The 19,872-nt window shown below is 33.7% G+C and carries 14 protein-coding genes; 8 read left to right on the top strand and 6 right to left on the bottom strand.

Features of this window, described 5'->3' with window-relative positions:
• Positions 1–21 precede the first annotated feature (21 nt).
• From Q0800_RS13315 to Q0800_RS13290, 6 genes are all read left to right on the top strand, one after another.
• Positions 22–231 (top strand): DUF2945 domain-containing protein, encoded by a 210-nt coding sequence (locus Q0800_RS13315; protein WP_299130644.1) that lies wholly within the window; start codon positions 22–24, stop codon positions 229–231.
• 60 nt (positions 232–291) lie between these two features.
• Complete coding sequence (locus Q0800_RS13310) at positions 292–717, top strand: PepSY-like domain-containing protein (RefSeq protein ID WP_299130642.1); 426 nt, start codon at positions 292–294, stop codon at positions 715–717.
• Between the two features lie 783 nt (positions 718–1,500).
• Positions 1,501–1,956: a hypothetical protein gene (locus tag Q0800_RS13305; protein ID WP_299130640.1), complete on the top strand. Its 456-nt coding sequence runs from the start codon at positions 1,501–1,503 to the stop codon at positions 1,954–1,956.
• A 393-nt stretch (positions 1,957–2,349) separates the two neighbouring features.
• A complete protein-coding gene (locus tag Q0800_RS13300; protein WP_299130639.1) occupies positions 2,350–2,751 on the top strand; it encodes a DUF2452 domain-containing protein in 402 nt (133 codons plus the stop codon).
• Positions 2,752–2,898: 147 nt separating this feature from the next.
• Positions 2,899–4,548 (top strand): M14 family zinc carboxypeptidase, encoded by a 1,650-nt coding sequence (locus Q0800_RS13295; protein ID WP_299130637.1) that lies wholly within the window; start codon positions 2,899–2,901, stop codon positions 4,546–4,548.
• A 160-nt stretch (positions 4,549–4,708) separates the two neighbouring features.
• A complete protein-coding gene (locus Q0800_RS13290; protein ID WP_299130635.1) occupies positions 4,709–11,125 on the top strand; it encodes a choice-of-anchor D domain-containing protein in 6,417 nt (2,138 codons plus the stop codon).
• Between the two features lie 184 nt (positions 11,126–11,309).
• Here the strand turns inward: Q0800_RS13290 and hisS are convergent, their stop codons facing one another.
• Positions 11,310–12,680, bottom strand: coding sequence for a histidine--tRNA ligase (gene hisS / locus Q0800_RS13285; RefSeq protein WP_299130633.1), 1,371 nt, complete (start codon positions 12,678–12,680; stop codon positions 11,310–11,312).
• Positions 12,681–13,043: 363 nt separating this feature from the next.
• Between hisS and Q0800_RS13280 the strand changes: the two genes are divergently transcribed.
• Complete coding sequence (locus Q0800_RS13280; RefSeq protein ID WP_299130631.1) at positions 13,044–14,285, top strand: ABC transporter permease; 1,242 nt, start codon at positions 13,044–13,046, stop codon at positions 14,283–14,285.
• Positions 14,286–14,366: 81 nt separating this feature from the next.
• Here the strand turns inward: Q0800_RS13280 and Q0800_RS13275 are convergent, their stop codons facing one another.
• The 4 genes from Q0800_RS13275 to rpsF form a co-directional block, all read right to left on the bottom strand.
• Positions 14,367–14,843 carry a DUF6495 family protein gene (locus Q0800_RS13275; RefSeq protein ID WP_299130629.1) on the bottom strand — a complete coding sequence of 159 codons (477 nt, stop codon included), beginning with the start codon at positions 14,841–14,843 and terminating at the stop codon, positions 14,367–14,369.
• A 250-nt stretch (positions 14,844–15,093) separates the two neighbouring features.
• Positions 15,094–15,546 (bottom strand): 50S ribosomal protein L9, encoded by a 453-nt coding sequence (rplI, locus tag Q0800_RS13270; protein WP_299130627.1) that lies wholly within the window; start codon positions 15,544–15,546, stop codon positions 15,094–15,096.
• A gap of 12 nt (positions 15,547–15,558) precedes the next feature.
• Positions 15,559–15,855: a 30S ribosomal protein S18 gene (gene rpsR, locus Q0800_RS13265; protein WP_299130624.1), complete on the bottom strand. Its 297-nt coding sequence runs from the start codon at positions 15,853–15,855 to the stop codon at positions 15,559–15,561.
• Positions 15,856–15,857: 2 nt separating this feature from the next.
• Positions 15,858–16,196: a 30S ribosomal protein S6 gene (gene rpsF, locus Q0800_RS13260; RefSeq protein ID WP_299130622.1), complete on the bottom strand. Its 339-nt coding sequence runs from the start codon at positions 16,194–16,196 to the stop codon at positions 15,858–15,860.
• 248 nt (positions 16,197–16,444) lie between these two features.
• On the opposite strand from rpsF, the gene Q0800_RS13255 reads away from it, so the two are divergent.
• The gene (locus Q0800_RS13255) at positions 16,445–17,140 is read left to right on the top strand and encodes a LytTR family DNA-binding domain-containing protein (protein ID WP_076620930.1); all 696 of its coding nucleotides are present in this window, start codon (positions 16,445–16,447) and stop codon (positions 17,138–17,140) included.
• 245 nt (positions 17,141–17,385) lie between these two features.
• Here the strand turns inward: Q0800_RS13255 and priA are convergent, their stop codons facing one another.
• A complete protein-coding gene (gene priA / locus Q0800_RS13250; RefSeq protein ID WP_299130671.1) occupies positions 17,386–19,836 on the bottom strand; it encodes a primosomal protein N' in 2,451 nt (816 codons plus the stop codon).
• Positions 19,837–19,872: the final 36 nt, after the last annotated feature.

The following is a 19,872-nucleotide window of genomic DNA, read 5'->3' as shown; positions in this document are numbered from 1 at the left end:
TTTTAATAAAATTTATAAAACATGATACGGAAAGGCTCTAAAGTAAAATGGAAATGGGGAAACGGCATGGCTTATGGCACAGTTAAAGAAACTTACACTAAAAAAGTTACGAAGACCATTAAAGGCAATGAAGTTACCAGAACAGGTGAATCTGGAAATAAAGCACTGTTAATAGTGCAAGACGATGGTGATCGTGTACTGAAAAATGAAAATGAAGTACAACGCACCTGATTTTTTTCAGCCTTTAGACTCATCATTTAATAATAGATAAATAACCAATCCGATCCAAAAATGAAGACTAAATACATTATAATTTTATTTTTAGCGTTATTAACTAATTGCAATTTAGCGAGCGAAAAACAAACTCCAGAAGCGGTAAAAAAGACATTTCAGTCTAAATACCCAGGGGAAAATGATCCAGACTGGCATATAGATTCTCATGGAAACTTCGAGGCTCATTTTAAAATGAATAAAACCAAATACCGCGCAGATTTTTCTCCCAAAGGAAATTGGATAGAAACAGAAACTAGTATTGACTATAAAGATCTACCCGAAGCGATTAAAAAAGTTATTGAAGGCAATTTTGACAAAGATGATATTACCGAGGTTGAAAAAGTGATATCTGCGTCTAAAGGCACATTTTATGATGTAGAATTTAAAAGAAAAGGCAAAAACAAAGACATTGAGTTTAGGGCATCGGGAGAAATAATGAATTAATAATGAGACCTTATAACTAATTAAAATTCACTAAACACAAGTCTTCAGAATTAATAACCCGAAAATTGCTCTATCACTATTAAATTTTGTTCTATTACTTTTAATTAACTAAAGCAAAAACCTAAAGGCTTACCTTTATAAAGATTTAGTTAATTAGTTAATAATCCATTAAACTAATTTTTAATTGTCCCGCGTTTAGTTAGTAGCGGAAAACCTCATTTTATTAAAAGTGTCCATATCTATGAACACTTTTTTCATTTTAATACAAGGACTGCATCACCAGAATAAACTATCCTAAGCGCATTACAATTGGGTCTTAATAAGTTAGACCATATTATTCTATTGGCAAGTATTACTTTAAGTCATACAGCATTAGAAACAATAATTGAAGCATTTGAGTTAATGGCATTACTAAAAATCTAGCACTTTCGCTTTAAGTATAAAAGTGGGGAATGATTTTGTAATTTAATAATTACATTACAAGTCTGCTAAAGTTCTAGGTGAGCAGTATCGTCACTTTTATTATAAAAAAGGTTTCTATATCATTAGAAGCCTTTTTTATGTTTAACCACGTCTTATAAGATTCGTTGGCTTATTAATAAATGTAACTTCTATATTTAACTTAACGTATGCTTACTGTCCTCTTTTTATAAAAACCCGTGTGTAAGCCATATTAAGTAGAAATAAAATTATAATTAACCAACTTTGGCTTATGAGTTAAACTTAAAATCTTTTGAACACTTCTATAATTTATCCTAAAATTAAATTTGTACAAAAGACACTATGGGAATATTAGCTAAACATAACCGACAATTAATTTATATATACTCCGAAGACTCAATATTAGGTAACAACATGTTACCTTATGTTAAGAGCATGGATAAAGCCGTTAGACTTATTAATATAAATAAAGAAAACTTATCTGATACTATTTGGATTGAGTTAGCAGCAATTTTAAATATACAAATTAAACAGCTCTTTAATAAAGACCTAATACCAACAAAAGAAAAAAATAAAATTGGTGATTATAGTAACAGCGACTGGTTAAAAATAATTAGCAACTCCCCTCATATTTTACAAAAACCTATTGCTATCAATGGATCTAAGGCAAAAATAATTGAACAAAAAAGCGATATTTTTCCATTTTACAACAACCAATTAAACGAAGCTATTAACGAGGAGCATAAAGTTATTGATATAACAAATCATAGAGATTCAACAAAATCTAGGGTTAATTAAACAATTTACGCAAGTTAGAGTTGTAGTAAAAGAATATGTACAAACACAATGATTAGTAGTAATCAATTCTGAAAATAAAACACAAGTTTGAATGTAATTAGTAAAAATTATAGAATTTATGGAAGGTGTATACAAAATAGGCAAACCAAAATCTAAAATTAACTCTAAAAGCAAAGCAAAAAAAAGATTAGTTTTTTTTTTCGCAGGCATATTATTCGCAACTGTAGTCTTTGCAATTATTATGAATCTTTTACTCTACACCACCACAGTTTAGCTTTAAAGGTGCAGAAAAACGTAAACAAGTACAAAACTTTATGTATTATTTAAAAAAGCCATTGACGCTATGCCAATGGCTTTTTTATTACAAAATGTAATATGTAACTTTGCTTTATTATGAAAAAAGAAAAAAAACCAGACCAAGTGGTGTTTAATACCGAAACCCAACAGTATGATGCCTCATTAAAACCCTATGCTACGGATGTTTCTGCTCCTGCAATTACCACTACAGATTCTCTAGCGTGGAAAAACAGAAACATAAATAAGGTTAACAAACACATACAGGCTAAATACAACGAGCTAAAAGCTGAGTATAATAAAATGATGGCACAATATGAATATAATAACTTGGTTTACGCATCAAAATTTAGTTTTGAACCTGTAGTTGGTGACACATATCATCTTTATAAACGAACAGATAATTCTACATTCTTATCCATAATTTTACCAGAAGAATGCGACTTTAACCACATAGGCAGTTTTTATCTAGATGCTGATGGTATATGGCACAAAAAATAAATTATAGCACACATTCACAATCCACTCTTTTAAAGTATAATTAGATCTTTAAGTGTTTTTAATCGATAAAATATGCGTTTTATAGATAAAAATTAAAATAAATAGTTATATTCGTCTCATAATTTAATTTCATTTACCCCAAATCTAATGAATAAAATTACGATGAGCATGATGGCTTTTATCATGTTTTTATACCCTATTTATGCCCAAGAATTAGCTAAAAGCGAAATCAATGCGCTTTTAGACCTACAAGGTGAAGTTACCTTTAATTTTAAGGTAGACAATAACGCACAATTATCAGATTTTACGCATTATCTAACGATAATTAATTACGATTATGCCACCAAGCAAGTAAAAGCTTGGGCTAACCAAGCACAATTTAAGAAGTTTATTAATACCGATATTTCCTATAGAGTATATAAGGAAGATAATGACATTAATAAACGCTTAATGTCATCAGATATTGATCCATTATCAAAACAGTTAAAGCAAGGATACACTTTAGAATTTCCATTAAAAGCTTACCCTACCTACCAAGATTATGCAATGCAAATGCAGAATTTTGAAAATGAACACTCAGATATTGTAGATTATTTTAGTATAGGCACCACAGAACAAGGTGATAAAGAGATCTTATTTGTTAAAATTTCTGATAATGTTACCACAAATGAACTAGAACCTAAATTACTGTACACCTCAACAATGCATGGCGATGAAATTGCAGGTTTTCCATTAATGCTCAATTTAATAGACTATTTTATTACTGCGTACAAGGACAAATCACACCCAGATCATAAAAAGATTTCGAAACTCATTAACGAGTCCGAAATATGGATAAATCCAAATGCTAACCCAGATGGTACTTACCATTTAAGTGTTGACAATACTTCAGTCACCTTTGCGAGGAGAGGCAATTATAATAATATTGACCTTAACAGAAACTACCCAGACAATATTGCTGGTTTGCATCCCGATGGCGAAAAACACCAACTCGAAACTAAACACTTTATGAAACTTGCCTTTGACAACCAATTTGTCATTGCTGCTAATTTTCATGGTGGCAGTGAGCTAGTAAACTATCCATGGGATAACACCTTTGAGCGCCATGCAGATGACTCTTGGTGGAAGCTTACAGCCGGCGAATACAGAAAATATGCACAAAACCATTCTCCTTTTGGCTATATGGACGATAAAAATAATGGTATAACAAATGGTGCAGATTGGTATCTTATACATGGGAGCAGACAAGATTATATGAATTCTAAACATCAATGTAAAGAACTTACTGTAGAATTATCTGAAACAAAAAAACCATTTGCCAATCAACTTACAGCACTATGGCGTTACAACAAAGTAGCTTTAACTAATTACTTAATACAAGGTACCTACGGCTTTAGAGGCATAATTAAAGATGCGCAAACAAATTTACCCATACAAAATGCGCAAATAAAAGCCATTGACCACGATAGTAATGGATCTTGGGCATTAACAGATAGAAATGGTAGTTTTTATAGACCCATCTATTCTGGTGCTTACGATCTCATAATAGAAGCACCCAACTATAAACCCATATTATTACCAAGGATGTTAATTGATAATTACGAAACTAAATCTTTAGGGAGTATTAAGCTTTTACCTGCATTACCAAAAGAAGATGCGCTACTAACATTAAATGAGGCTTCCCTCCAATCCAATACATTAAAAAACAAGTTTTCATTCAAAACTTATAACTTAGAATCTAATAGTTCAGAACTTACATGGATTAATCTTGTAAAAAATATAGATTTATTCAGGTAGACTTCAAAATTGAGTATTATTGGGTTAATACAGCGGCTTCGTATGAATTTAATATCTATAAGAAAATTCATAAAATATGTATTTCATCGAATTTATTTGCATTTTATAGATTTATATACTATTTTTAGCCTCTAAATTTAGTCCCAAAACTAAACTAATCATGAATATATACACTCAATTTATTAGGGTTAGCTTATTTGCTTTATTCCTACTAATGTTAACTTCTAGTGGTTTTGCACAATATTGCACTGCATCATCAAATAATGATAATTTTGAATGGATAGCCAATGTTACACTAAACACAATAAACAATAACTCAACTAACACGGGTCCAGGCTATCAAGATTTCACTGGACTTTCAACGGATTTAACACAAGGATCTACGTATACCATATCGTTATCGCCAGATTGGTCTGGTGTAAATTATGGAGAAGGCTTTGGTGTTTGGATAGATTTTAATCAAAACGATGATTTTACAGACCCAGGTGAGCAAGTAGTAGCCTTAGTTTCAAATGCTGTAAATCCAAGAACTGCAAGTTTTACAGTCCCTATAAATGCCATTCCAGGACCTACAGGTATGCGTGTAATTATGGATGATGGTATTACACCAACCAACCCTTGTAGTACCCCAAATTTTGGTGAAGTTGAAGACTATAGTATAAATATCTTAGCTGGTAGTGCTACATGTATATCTATTGTAAATACGTTTCCTTATTCAGAAGATTTTGAAACTAATGAGGGGTTATGGGAACAGGCTACTGATGATGATTTAAATTTAATAAGAGATGAAGCAGGTACGGCTTCTGCAGGGACCGGTCCATCCTCAGGTGATGGAGATAATTTTTACATGTATTTAGAAGCTTCTGGAAATGGTATTGGTTTTCCTAGCAGAACAGCAAATTATGATAGTCCTTGCTTTGACTTAACAGTAGAGTCTAGTGCTGAATTCCAATATAGTTACCATATGTTTGGTGTAGATGTAGGAACATTACTCGTGCAATTAAGTACTAACAATGGTTTTAGCTACCCTGTAACATTAAGAACATTTAGTGGTAATATTGGTGATTTTTGGAATCAAGATACAATAGACCTTTCTGCATATTCAGGGCAAACAATAAAAATAAGATTTAGTATTACTAGTGGAGCAACATTAAATGGATGGAGCAGTGATATCGCTATTGATAATGTTAGTTTTACCACGACTACTGAACCAGAAATCAATATTACGGGAAATGGGATTACCATAACTGATGGTGATATAACACCAGATATAACTGACGATACAGATTTTGGTGGTACAGCGACTACAGTAGGCACAATCACTAATACATTCACTATTGAAAATAGTGGAACTTCTAATCTTAATTTAACAGGTTTAACTCCTTATGTAACGATTGGTGGTGCAAATGCCGCTGAATTTACAGTTTCGGCAGTGCCAACAACTCCAATAGCAGCAAGTGGTTCTACGACCTTTGAGATTACGTTTAGTCCTATTGCAAATGGGTTAAGAACAGCAACAGTTTCTATTGCCAATGACGACACAGACGAAAATCCATATAATTTTAACATCCAAGGAACAGGTATAAGCCCTACGGCAGAAATGGATGTACTTGGTAATACTATTGTAATTACTAATAATGATATAACACCTAGTTTAGCTGACAATACTGACTTTGGAAATGTTGATATTGCGGCAGGAACAAACACCAATACATTTATAATAGAAAATAATGGTGGTGCCAATACCTTAAATTTAATTGGGGTTTCTCCTTATGTAGTTATTGCTGGTGCTAATGCTGCGGATTTTACAGTAACTACGATACCATCAAATAACATTGCGGCTGGTAATAATACAACATTTGCTATTACTTTTAATCCTAGTGCAATTGGCCTAAGAACTGCTACGGTAAGTATAGCAAATAACGATTTAGACGAAAACCCGTATAGCTTTAATATACAAGGAACTGGTTTTGTACCGCCTCCTTGTGGCATAGACATAATACATACTGCAGATTTTGAAAGTGGCTTAGACGGCTGGACTTCTGGCGGAACTGATGCCTCAAGGGTTAATGATCCCACATGGTCTTATGGTGGTAATTTTAGTCTAAGAATTAGAGATGATGACCCAACCGGTTCAGCCACATCTTTTGACTCACCAGCTTTTGATTTATCAACTTATGATAAAGTAGATTTTAAATTCTTCTTTGCTCCAAATAGTATGGACTCTACTTACGACACTAACACACCAGCTGCCAGAACGTATACAGAAGAGTTTATATTAGAATATAGCAGTGACAACGGAGCTAATTGGGTTAATGTAAAAACATTTGAAAGTGGTCAGATTGCCAGTCAAGATGCTGACTTTGAAACCTCTACATCTGCTATTTTTTATGGTAGAATAGTTACCTTAAAAAGCACTGATTATTCTTTTCCGTCGTCAACGACTTCACGATTTAGAATCAGATGTGATGCTAGTGATAACAACGATAGAGTATTTATAGATAACATTACCATAAAAGGAGTAAACTACTGTACACCCTCAGAAGCACCAGGTGGCATTAATAATAATCTAGATTTGTGGTTAAAAGCAGATATGATTAATGGTATTAATGAAAATGCCGATGGTTCGGCGGTAGCACAGTGGGTAGATAATGCCAAAGGAAATAATGCAGAAGCTATGGAAGTTGGCTTAGAGCCTTCATTTAGAAATAATACAACTCAAAATTTTAATTTTAATCCTGTAGTTGATTTTTCTAATGATTTTAATACTAGCGGTGTGGATCTTACGTATATCAATAATTTAGGATCAAGGAATGTTCTAACTGGCTCTGCTGGATTTAATAGTGGTGATATCTTCGTTGTTATAATGCCAGATCCTACTATTACAAATACTATGCTTCCTTTAGATACATTTACAAGTAACGACCCAGGTGTTGATGGGGAAGAAACTAACCAAGATGTTACTGGTTTTGGCTACGGAAGCTTCAGTCAAAGATTTACAAATGAATATTTTGGGTATTGCATTGGTACAAGTGCCGCAGGACCTCCACCTCAAGGCTATGGAAGAGCAGACGCTACTGGTTCTGTAAATTATAACCAAATTGGTATAATTAATATTAGACATAACGCAGCCGTTTCTGGTATGGATATGTATCTCAATGCTAATACCATCGGAAATATTACTAATGATGCAGCAGACTTTTCTACCATTAACGACACGCGTTTTTGGCTAGGTCGTAGCCAATACTTTGAAGGTAGCTTTGATGGAAGAATAGCCGAAGTTATAACCTATTCTGCCGCTAACGCAGATGGTGATTTAACACAAGCAAGAAATAGAATACAATCCTATTTAGCGATAAAATATGGTATAACCCTTGGCGTTAATGGAACCTCTCAAGATTATGTAGATAGTGATGGTAGAATAATTTGGGATCAGTCAGCAAGCGTAGGTTACAATTATGATATTGCAGGTATTGGCAGAGATGACGATTCAGAGCTTAATCAAAAACAATCAAGCAGTGTAAATAATGCTGTAGATGGTCTCGGCCCTATTGAAGGAGTATTAACTGTTGGTTTAACTGATATTTATAATACCAACTCAGAAAATAAAAATTTAAATACTGATACCTTAAACGAAAAGGATTACTTAGTTTGGGGTAACAATGGTGCAGATTTAGAATTAGATCCACCAACGACCATTACAGTTAATATGAGTGCTGGTATTTCACCTGCCTTAACTACAGAAGTTACATTTACGCGTATTTCTCGGGTATGGAAGTTCGTAGAAACAGGTGCAGATGTATCTACAGTAAAAGTGAGAATACCAATAAGTGCTATACGAAATGTTGTACCACCTGGAGATTATTATATGTTTATATCAGATACAGAATTATTTGATCCTACAGCAACATATACAATTATGCGACCTGATGGTGCTGGTAATTTAGAAACTGCTTATGATTTTGATGGCACTAAATACGTCACTTTTGGCTATGCACCAGAGTTCAATTTTGTACGTTCAATAGACTTTGATGGTACACAAGATTACATGGATGCTGGAAATGTGGTTGATCTCGCAAGTGAGTTTACCATATCTGCGTGGGTAAAACATGGAACCGCTGCAAATAGAGATGTTATTAGTAAAAGAGATAGTGGTCCTTATACAGAAGGCTATGCATTACGATTTGATGCATCTCGAACCCCTAGAATGGTTTGGAAAGACGCTGGTGGAATTACACGAGCATTTAACGCTTCGGTATCACTACCTATTGATGAATGGCACCATATTGCTGTTATTTACAGAGCAGGTACAGCCATATTTTATATAGACGGTGTAGAAGATACATCATTAACAGCTCCTGCACCCGCAGCCGCACCAAACGAGCACTTCTTAATTGGAGCCGCTAACTATAGAAACCCTACAAACTTGTTTGATGGCACAATTGATGAAGTAAGAGTATGGAATACAGCCCTTACAGCAGACCAATTACGCTATATAATAAATCAAGAAATTGAAGAATCAGCAGGTAATTTTGTAACCGGAAGCGTATTACCACAAATAACTACTAAAAATGAAGTCGCACCAATACCATGGTCTCAGTTAGAAATGTATTTACCAATGACTACATACACGTATACAAACGTAAAAGATCAATCTGATAACGATCATGTGGCCGCTATTAAAAACTTAAATACTGTTGATAGACAAACCGCACCATTACCTTACGTATCCACACAAAATGGTGATTGGGATACTAATACAACTTGGACCAATGGAGACCAACAATATATACCAGGTTCACCATCGTTAGTAGATTCATCAATAACTGTAGATTGGAATATTGTAAGAACATCACACAATGTTGCAATAGATAATTCTAGTCTTCCGAGTGCTAACGCTGACAACAGAAAAGTATTAGGATTATATGTAGATGCCAATGAATTAACTTTAAATGGTGATAATCTGGCACAAACGGGAAATGGCCTTACGGTTTCGCATTACTTAAGTTTAACAGGTAAGATTGATCTCGAAGGGGAGTCCCAATTAATACAAGAAGAAGACAGTGATCTTATTGTAGCCATTAATGGCGAATTAGAAAAAGACCAGCAAGGTACTGCAGATACTTATACCTATAATTATTGGTCTGCACCTGTTGGAGAAAATGACGAAGAAACTAATGAATATAGCTATACAGTACAAGATATAATCTTAGACAATACTAACCCTGTTAATTTTACGTCTGCTGGTTATGACGGAAGCAATTCAAGTCCTATTACAATTGCAGATTATTGGATTTGGAAATTTACCAACCTTACTGGTGGAGACTATTCGTTATGGCAACACGTTAGACGTAATGGTAGGTTATTTGCTGGTGAAGGATTTACTATGAAGGGACCTGGATCTGGAGCCATTTCGGATGATCAAAATTATGTTTTCTTAGGTAAACCAAACAATGGTGATATCAATTTAACAATAAACGCTGGAAATAATTATTTAATTGGTAACCCTTACGCTTCGGCTATTGACGCAAATGAATTTATTGCAGATAATACGGACACCTCTGGTACCCTTTATTTCTGGGAACATTGGGGAGGCGGATCGCACGTACTCCAAGAGTACAGAGGTGGCTACGCCATATACAACCTTTCGGGAGGTGTTGCAGCAACGGCACCAGACCCTGATGTAGCCCAAGTAGGATCAGGAACAAAAACCCCTGGTAGATATGTACCCGTAAGTCAAGGATTTTTTGTTTTAGGCACTAATAATGGAACTATAACTTTTGAGAATGATCAACGTACGTTCCAAAAAGAAGGGACAGGAAGTTCTTTATTTGTGAGAAATGCAAATAGCTCTAACAGGACATCCAATAATGAATCATTAGACGATAGAATGAAATTTAGAATTGGTTTTGATGCCGATAACGATCTTAAATTACACAGACAATTATTACTAACCATTGATGAAAATACGACACCAGGTGTTGATTGGGCGTACGATGGCCTTTTAAACGAAGATCAAACCGACGATATGTATTGGATGATTAATGATGAAAAGTATATCATTCAAGCTAATTCCGAAGCTAGTATAAATACTGTTTATCCTTTGGGTCTCACAGTAAGCAATGATGGTATAAACAACATATCAATTGATGAACTTGAAAATGTACCGTCTGATATAGAAATCTACGTCCATGATAAAGACCTAAACTTATATCACGATTTAAGAGCTAGTGATTATGAGATCTTTTTAAACTCTGGAGAATATAACGAGCGTTTTGAAATTGCCTTTAGTGTTAATTCAGCAGCAGCATTAAGCACAGATGATGATGAGTTTAGAGGTTTAAATATATTATATGCTAATAATCTTGAAAAAATTGTATTAGTAAACCCTAACCAAATTGATATTAAATCAATTGAACTGTTTAACATGTTAGGTCAATCTGTGTATACAATAGAAAATATTTCAGAAAGTGATTATTCTGAATATGATGTCAAAAATTTAAGTGCCGGGACTTACATTATTAAGTTACGTACCGTAAGTGGTTCGCTATCAACTAAAAAAGTTCTGGTAAATTAAAGTTCAGCCCTAAATCTTAAATATTAACCATAAGAGGCTGTCTAAAAAGTATTGTTAGTTGTCATTTCGAGCGCAGTTGAGAAATCTAAATTTTGATTTTCAAAGCATTTCGACTACGCTCAATGTGACAGATTTCAGTTTTACTAACTTTTTAGACAGCCTCTTAATTTTGTATCTGCTAATACTAATATAATTCCGAAACTAAATCTTGGAGTGTCAACAATTTTTGCTCTCCAGTTTCCATTTGTTTTAAAGTAAATGTTTTAGACTCTAATTCTTGCTCACCCACCAAAACAACATAAGGAATCTGGCGTCGATTGGCATACGTCATTTGTTTTTTCATTTTTACGGTGTCTGGATATAATTCAGCTTTAATACCTTCAGCTCTTAATTTGGTTACAGCATTAAGACAAACCATGGCTTCTTTCTCACCAAAGTTTATAAATAATACTTTAGTGGCATCAGCTATTGTATTAGGGAAAAGTTTTAATTCTTCTAAAACCAAGTATATACGATCTAATCCAAAGCTAATCCCAACACCACTGGTATCTGGTTTACCAAAGATACTTGTAAGATCGTCGTAACGACCTCCACCACCAATAGATCCCATTTTTACACCTTCAGGAGCTGAAACTTCAAAAATAGCACCAGTGTAATAGTTGAGGCCTCGGGCAAGTGTAACGTCGAGTTGTAGTTTAGCTGATTTTAACCCTAGGTTAGAAATGGCAGTATCTATAAATTCTAATTCTTCAATCCCTTTTAAACCAATTTCGGACGTATTTAAAATAGATTTTAAACCATCAACCTGATCGCCAAAATCTCCTTTAAGCGAAAATAAAGGTTGAAGTTTAGTTATACCATCATCAGGTATACCTTTATTCAGCATTTCTGCTTTTACCTTTTCCTCGCCTATTTTATCGAGCTTATCTAAAGCCACTGTAAAATCAATTAATTTATCTTGAGCACCAATAACTTCTGCAATACCAGATAAAATTTTACGATTATTTATTTTTATCGTTGTTCCATTTAGCTTTAATGTTGTAAAAACAGCATCATATAGTTGAACAAATTCTACTTCTTGTAGTAGTGATTTAGACCCAACGACATCGGCGTCACATTGGTAAAATTCCCTAAAACGTCCTTTCTGTGGACGGTCTGCCCTCCAAACTGCTTGTATTTGGTAACGTTTAAAAGGAAATACTATATCATTTTGATGTTGCACCACGTAACGGGCAAAAGGCACAGTGAGATCGTAACGTAAGGCTTTCTCAGAGATTTTTGGTGTAATCTGTACTTCAGATTTTGAATTATAGTCATTGTCCGAGACCTTATTCAAATATTCACCACTATTCAAAATCTTAAAAATTAACCGGTCTCCTTCTTCACCATATTTACCCATTAGGGTCTCAGAATTTTCAAAACTTGGTGTTTCAATAGGTTGAAATCCATACAACTGAAATTGCCTCTTTATGGTATCCATAATATAGGAACGTTTTGCAACTTGTTCTGCATTAAAATCTCTTGTGCCTTTTGGTATGCTTGGTTTTTGTGCCATGTTTACTTCCTGCTAGGGCAGGAATCTCTTTTAATGAAACTTTATTTATTTATTACATTAAGTGTAGTCAAAATGTATGAGATATCTCGACTGCGCTCGACATGACAGAACGACTAGTCTATGGACATCCAGAACATTTCGACAATGCTCAGTGTAACTTCATATTGTTTTCAAAGCAACAATGCTTTAAATAGGCTTCGACAAGCTCAGCCTGACTCGTGTAATTAAGAAAAGTCAATGACACGAGTCACAAAAATATTATAAATTTTAGAGGCATGCTTAAGTAATTTCAATTTTATAGTAACTTTATAGTCTTTAGATCGTCTTATCGTTACATATAATCCAACTAACCACAATAAACCAATGTTTTCACTAGCTAAAGAGAATATAAAAATTGCTTTTGGCTCTATTAAAAGTCAATTATTACGAACTATTTTAACGGTATTAATTATCGCTATTGGTATTATGGCTTTAGTAGGAATTTTAAGTGGTGTTTCTGCTTTAGAAAATACGCTCTCTAGCAATTTTGCCTCTATGGGAGCCAATACATTTAACTTTCAACGCTACGAGTTTAGAGCTCAGCGACAAAGTAGTAGAGAGCGCCAAAAGATAAATCCTATAATCAATTACAGAAACGTTAAAGCATTTCAAGACAATTACGATTTTCCTTTCACTAAAGTGGCCGTATCTTTTAATGGTACCTTTGCTGCTGAGGTTAAATATGAAAATATTAAAACCGACCCTGAAGTAGCAGTGATAGGCTCTAACGAATATTTTATTGAAAATTCTGGTTTAGAAATCGCTAATGGTAGGTCTCTCAATGTTTTTGATATTGAAAATAGCAATGCGGTTTGTGTTATTGGTAGCGACTTACAAAAAGCTTTGTTCACAGAAGAAAACCCAATAGATAAAACCATTAGTGTAAGAGGCTCTAAATTTAAAGTTGTTGGTGTACTTAAAGAAAAAGGATCTACGTTTGGTAATAACCAAGATTTAAGACTAATAATGCCCTTACAAAAAGCACGCTCTATTTTTACAAATCCAAATATTAATTACACCCTAAGTGTTAAAGTTGAAAAAAATGATATGCTCGAAGGAGCGCAAGAAGACGCTATTTTAACCTTTAGAAACGTTAGAGGTTTAAGCCCTATTGAAAAAAATAACTTTGGTATTGAACGTAGTGACGATTTATTAAACCGTGTTGCAGAGAACACAAGCACGCTGTATATAGCTGCATGGATTATTAGCATTATTACTATTTTTGGATCAACTATTGCTTTAATGAATATAATGTTAGTTTCTGTAAGTGAGCGCACTAGAGAAATAGGAGTCCGCAAGGCATTAGGTGCCAAACGCAAAACTATTGCATTTCAGTTTTTTATGGAAACCGTTATTATTGGTCAACTTGGTGGAATACTCGGTATACTATTAGGAGTTTTAATTGGTTGGGGAGTTGCATCGGGATTTAAATTAGACTTCTCTACTCCTTGGGTAGCCATGATATGGGCCACTAGCATAGCTTTTGTTGTAGCTGTTTTTTCTGGCCTTTATCCTGCGGTAAAAGCAGCACGTTTAGATCCTGTTGAGTCATTGCGGTATGAGTAAAAGTTAGATGTTAGATGTTAGATGTTAGATAAACTAATAATTATTTACCACCACTAACTAATTACTAATAACTACTGCCTACTAACTCTGTCTAATCAACTTCTCAAAATACTGAAACAATTCGCCTTTAGTAATATTAGCACCTTGTTGAATGAGTTTAAAAATATCGAGATGCTTATCGTCTGAATAGTTTTTTTTGGCATTAAAAAATTCAATATCATCTGATAATAAATTATCTCTTAACCATTGAAAACCTTCTTTAGTAGTTAAGTCCACTCTTTCAGCTTTTAATTTTAATGCAATAAGATGCATGTCTTTGTCTTTACATTTAAATAGATGTATTTGATTAGACGATACGTATTCTAAATACTCCACTTTATTTAACACACCATACCACACTAAATCACTAAACACATCTAATTCTTGCTCAGCAGCTTCTGGTTTATTTTTCTTTATGTCCTCCCACTCGTCTGCAGTAATAGACTGCGTGGCTAAAAAATTGATAAACTCTTGGTGTAGCTCTTCAAACTGTTCTTTAGTTAATCTTGCGTACTTCATGATAAACTTTATTATTCATCTCGCACTATATGCAAGATCTTATCATTATATTATTAATTTCTTCATGATTAAAAAGCTATAACACACAGATATTTGGTGTTATTATTTTAAATCTAAAATAAGATGTATCCTTGCTGCGACATTAGTTTAGCTGCAAATTCACATGCAATTTACAGGGCTTTGCTAAATTAATTTCACTAAAAAAACCGTTTAGACTGCTAAACGGTTTTAAAAATAGTTTATAAAAAAGTTATTTTTTTTCTGCAACAACCTCAAACGGTAAATCTACAGATACTTCTCTATGTAATCTAATAACAGCATTGTACTTTCCTAAACGCTTTACGTTACCTCCAATTACATTGATATATTTCTTCTCTACTTGGTGACCAGCTTTTTGTAATACATCTGCAACATCAATGTTGTTAACAGATCCAAATAATTTATCTCCTGATCCAACTTTAGAAGTAATTTTAACTTCTAATTCTGCTAAGGCAGCTGCAGTTTTTTGAGCAGCTTCAATTATAGTTTTTTCTTTATATGCGCGTTGCTTTAATGTCTCAGCTAATACTTTTTTAGCCGATGGAGTAGCCATTACAGCTTGCCCCTGAGGAATTAAAAAGTTTCTACCATAACCGTTCTTAACTGTTACAATATCGTCTTTAAATCCTAAATTTTCAACGTCTTGTTTTAATATAAGTTCCATTGTTATGATAGTTTATTTTAATAAATCAGCAACATAAGGCAATAAAGCTAAATGTCTAGCTCGCTTTACTGCCACAGATACTTTTCTTTGATATTTTAATGATGTCCCTGTTAAACGTCTTGGTAATAACTTACCTTGTTCGTTAACAAAACTTAATAAGAAATCTGCATCTTTATAATCTACGTATTTGATGCCAGATTTTTTAAAACGACAATACTTCTTCGCTTTAGAAGTCTCTATATTTAACGGAGTTAAATATCTAATTTCTCCACCTTTTTTTCCTTTTGCTTGTTGTTCTATCGATGACATAATTACGCTTTTTGTTTGTTTCTATCTCTTCTCTTATCAGCCCAAGCAGCAGCGTGCTTGTCTAATTTTACAGTTAAGTAACGCATAAAACGCTCATCACGTCTAAACTCTACTTCTAATGGCCCAATGGCTTCACCAGGAACATTGTAATCAAACAAGTGATAAAAACCACTTTTTTTGTTTTGGATTGGATAAGCTAATTTTTTTAAGCCCCAATCTTCTTTGGCAATCATCTTAGCACCTCTAGAAGTCAAAAAATCTTCGTACTTCTTTACTGTTTCCTTTATCTGATCTTCAGATAAAACGGGATTTAAGATGAAAACAGTTTCATAACGATTCATAATATTTCTTTTGTTTATTGTTAAAACGGCTGCAAAAATAAGCATTTATTCTATTTCTGACAATGTTTTATTAGCTAAAAATTTTTATTAAAAAGTTTAATTTTTGGCAACGTTTTTGAATACACCATGATAAGTGATTTTTAAACTATCGATTTATGTTAAATACTACACTTTGTCGGTAAAATTTGTTTTTTAACCGAAATTATTGTACTATTGTCGATATCTTAACCTAAATAAATATTAATGTTATGACTTTAAACTGTGTAGTTGTTGATGATTCTGCGATTCAACGTCTCTCTATTGTAAAGTTAATCGAGAATCATTCCTCGCTTAACCTCATTGCAGAGTACAGCAGTGCGTTAGAAACAAAAAACGGTCTTAATACACATAAAGTAGATCTTATCTTCTTAGATATAGAGATGCCTGTATTAAACGGTTTTGAACTTTTAGACGTGCTCAACAACAAACCCCAAATTATTTTTGTTACCGGTAAAACCGAATATGCTTTTAAAGCATTTAATTACGATGCTACTGACTATCTTCAAAAACCAATTACTAAAGAACGTTTTAACACGGCTGTAGAAAAAGCCATTGAGCAGCATAAATTGAAATTAGATTTCAACGAAACTGACGGTGAACATATCTTTGTAAAGAGTAACCTTAAAAAACGTAAAGTTTATATTAAGGATATTAAATGGATTGAAGCTTTAGGCGATTATGTAAAAGTCGTTACAGAAGAAAACAGCCTAGTCGTACTATCGACTATGAAAGCCTTTGAAAAAGAATTACCAGAAGGAAAATTTTTAAGAATTCACAAATCTTATATTGTGAATTTAGATAAAATAGACCGCTTTAACAGTAAAAATGTTGAAGTTGGTGCCTACGAGATTCCATTGAGTCGAAACAAAAAGACCCAATTGGTAGATGCCTTGAATAATATGTAAACATATTTTACATCGCAGAATGTCTTAAAGCACATTGATATAATTAAATCCTAGCAGATATGCTGGGATTTTTTTTTTAAACGGTTGTATATTTTGACGTCAGTTCGAGTGATTTTGAGGAACGAAAAATTGTATCGAGAACTTTTTGATTGCTAAAATTCTAATTCTCGATACAAATTTTTCTCATTTCAATCGAAAAATCCACTCGAACTGACGAATTTCATCAAAATTTTCTATGGTTTGTTTTAATAGTTATCCACATTAATAATAACACGGACTGCTCTAAAATCTTTAACCGCATTAAAACTAACTTCTATCTTTTTAATAGCTTCTTTAGTCTTAACCAGTGATTGATTTTGTGGTATTTTTATCAGTATATTCTTTAGATATAGATTCCTAATTCTAGAGACTGGCGGAAACTCTGGACCTAAAATATTAGCCTTAAATACGTGCCTTAACGATTTTGCAAACCAATCGGCAGCCAAATTAACTCGGTTATAATCTTTATGCTTAAAGGTTATTTTTATTAATCTATAAACTGGTGGATATTTATAATTATGGCGATCATTCATCTGCTCAGCATACATAACTTTATAGGCGTTTGTAGATACTTGCTGTAAAATGTTATGATGAGGATTATAGGATTGAATTAACACCTTACCTCTAATATCAGTACGACCTGCCCTACCAGAAACCTGTGCCATGAGCTGGTAACTGCGCTCGTGAGCTCTAAAATCTGGAAAGTTTAATAAATTATCGGCATTCATAATACCGACTAATTTTACATGTCTAAAATCTAAGCCTTTGGTGAGCATTTGGGTACCGACCAAAATATCGACTTCGCGTTGCTCAAAATTGGTGATAATTTTCTCAAAACCATACTTTCCGCGTGTGGTATCTAAATCCATACGTGCCACTTTTTTTTCTGGAAATAAAATCTTCACCTCTTCCTCTATTTGTTCAGTACCAAACCCTTTAGTATCTAAAGTTTGATTTCCGCAAGCTTGGCAACTTTTTAGCATTACCGAATTATAACCACAATAATGACAACGTAATTGATCTCTGTATTGATGATACGTTAAACTTACATCGCAATTAGGACATTGTGGTGAAGTTCCACAAGTTGTGCATTCTACAATAGGAGAAAAGCCTCTTCGATTCTGAAACAATATAATCTGAAACCCTTGCTCTAAAGTTTCTGTCATTTCATCAATCAGTCGGTCAGAGAAGTGACCTTTCATGCGTTTACGCTTGTATTTATCTGCTAAATCTACCAATTCAATATCTGGCATCACTACGTTATTGTAACGTGTGTTTAGTTCCACTAAGCCATATTTGCCCTGACTAGCATTGAAATAGGTTTCTAAGCTTGGTGTTGCTGAACCTAATAATGTTTTAGCGCCATGCATATTACTTAGTACAATGGCTGCGTCTCTGGCATGGTAGCGTGGTGCTGGATCAAATTGTTTGTAGGATTGTTCATGCTCTTCATCTACAATGATTAAGCCTAAATTATAAAAGGGCAGTAATAATGATGAGCGCGCTCCAATAATGACTTGTGCCTTTTCAGAATTATTAAGCATATTATACCATACTTCTACCCTTTCGTGTCCAGAATAACGACTATGAAACACAGCAACCTTTTCACCAAAATAATCTTGCAGGCGTTGCACTAATTGCGTGGTTAAGGCAATTTCTGGCAATAAATATAATACTTGCTTTTGTTGCTCTAATTGCTTTTGAATGAGCTGCACATAAATTTCAGTTTTACCTGAAGACGTAACACCATGCAAAAGTGCGACTGACTTTGTTTTAAATATACCTTCTACCTCATCAAAAGCTGTTTTTTGAGCTTCACTTAATAGTTTTGAAGCCATATTGCCATCACCTTCAAATTGAATACGATCTGTTTTAATGTGGTACTCCTCTAAAATATTCTTATCAATAAGCGCTTTTACAATAGAAGCGGATGTACCACTTTTCTGAACTAATTCAGACACTTTTATAGGCTTGGGCTCAGAGGCCTCGAGTGTAAATAACGTTAAAATAACTTCGCGTTGTTTAGGAGCTCGACCCAAAATCTCTAAGAGCTCTTGTAATTTCTCTTCTGATTTATGGTAGCTGTGTAGTTTTACATAGCGCACCAATTTTGGCTGATACTTTTCATACAATTCTTCTTGAAGGTGTAATATTCCTTTTTCAACCAAGCCATTGATAACAGGAAATACGCGCTTTTTATCTAAAATAGAAATTACATCTTGAATTTTAAGTGATGACTGATGATGCAAAGCTTCATAAATTAAAAATTCATCATCCTTTAATTCTGAATCTTTTATATCTACTTTTTCATTTTTAGAAATAATCGTTTCACTCTCTAAAATAAAGGCATTTGGCATTGCTGCACGCATTACTTCACCCAAACTGCACATATAATAACTCGCAATCCATTCCCAATGTTTTAGCTGCAAATCTTTAACAATTGGGCTTTCATCTAATATTTGATGAATGGTTTTAGGCTCATAAGCCGTTGGTGGGTTGTTATGAATTTTATATGCTAAAGCGGTATATATTTTGCTTTTTCCAAATGGTACAGCAACACGCATTCCTGGTTTAAGAAACTTAGCCTCGGCTTTAGTGATATGGTAGGTAAAAGCTCTTTGAAGCGGAATGGGTAATATGACGTCTAGAAAGTATATGGTTGTTAGTTGTTAGTGGTTAGTGGTTAGTTGTTA

The sequence above is a fragment of the uncultured Winogradskyella sp. genome (assembly GCF_937958655.1).
Lineage (GTDB): Bacteria > Bacteroidota > Bacteroidia > Flavobacteriales > Flavobacteriaceae > Winogradskyella.
Note: the sequence above shows the minus strand (reverse complement) of the source record. Positions and strands in the feature narration are given on the sequence as shown.

Bases quoted from the DNA above. Each gene is read 5' to 3' on its own strand.
- Q0800_RS13275 (WP_299130629.1), bottom strand. From the start codon at position 14,843: ATGAAGTACGCAAGATTAACTAAAGAACAGTTTGAAGAGCTACACCAA.
- Q0800_RS13305 (WP_299130640.1), top strand. From the start codon at position 1,501: ATGGGAATATTAGCTAAACATAACCGACAATTAATTTATATATACTCC.
- Q0800_RS13310 (WP_299130642.1), top strand. From the start codon at position 292: ATGAAGACTAAATACATTATAATTTTATTTTTAGCGTTATTAACTAAT.
- Q0800_RS13290 (WP_299130635.1), top strand. From the start codon at position 4,709: ATGAATATATACACTCAATTTATTAGGGTTAGCTTATTTGCTTTATTC.
- Q0800_RS13300 (WP_299130639.1), top strand. From the start codon at position 2,350: ATGAAAAAAGAAAAAAAACCAGACCAAGTGGTGTTTAATACCGAAACC.
- Q0800_RS13315 (WP_299130644.1), top strand. From the start codon at position 22: ATGATACGGAAAGGCTCTAAAGTAAAATGGAAATGGGGAAACGGCATG.
- rpsF (WP_299130622.1), bottom strand. From the start codon at position 16,196: ATGAATCGTTATGAAACTGTTTTCATCTTAAATCCCGTTTTATCTGAA.
- Q0800_RS13295 (WP_299130637.1), top strand. From the start codon at position 2,899: ATGAATAAAATTACGATGAGCATGATGGCTTTTATCATGTTTTTATAC.
- hisS (WP_299130633.1), bottom strand. From the start codon at position 12,680: ATGGCACAAAAACCAAGCATACCAAAAGGCACAAGAGATTTTAATGCA.
- rplI (WP_299130627.1), bottom strand. From the start codon at position 15,546: ATGGAACTTATATTAAAACAAGACGTTGAAAATTTAGGATTTAAAGAC.
- Q0800_RS13255 (WP_076620930.1), top strand. From the start codon at position 16,445: ATGACTTTAAACTGTGTAGTTGTTGATGATTCTGCGATTCAACGTCTC.
- rpsR (WP_299130624.1), bottom strand. From the start codon at position 15,855: ATGTCATCGATAGAACAACAAGCAAAAGGAAAAAAAGGTGGAGAAATT.
- Q0800_RS13280 (WP_299130631.1), top strand. From the start codon at position 13,044: ATGTTTTCACTAGCTAAAGAGAATATAAAAATTGCTTTTGGCTCTATT.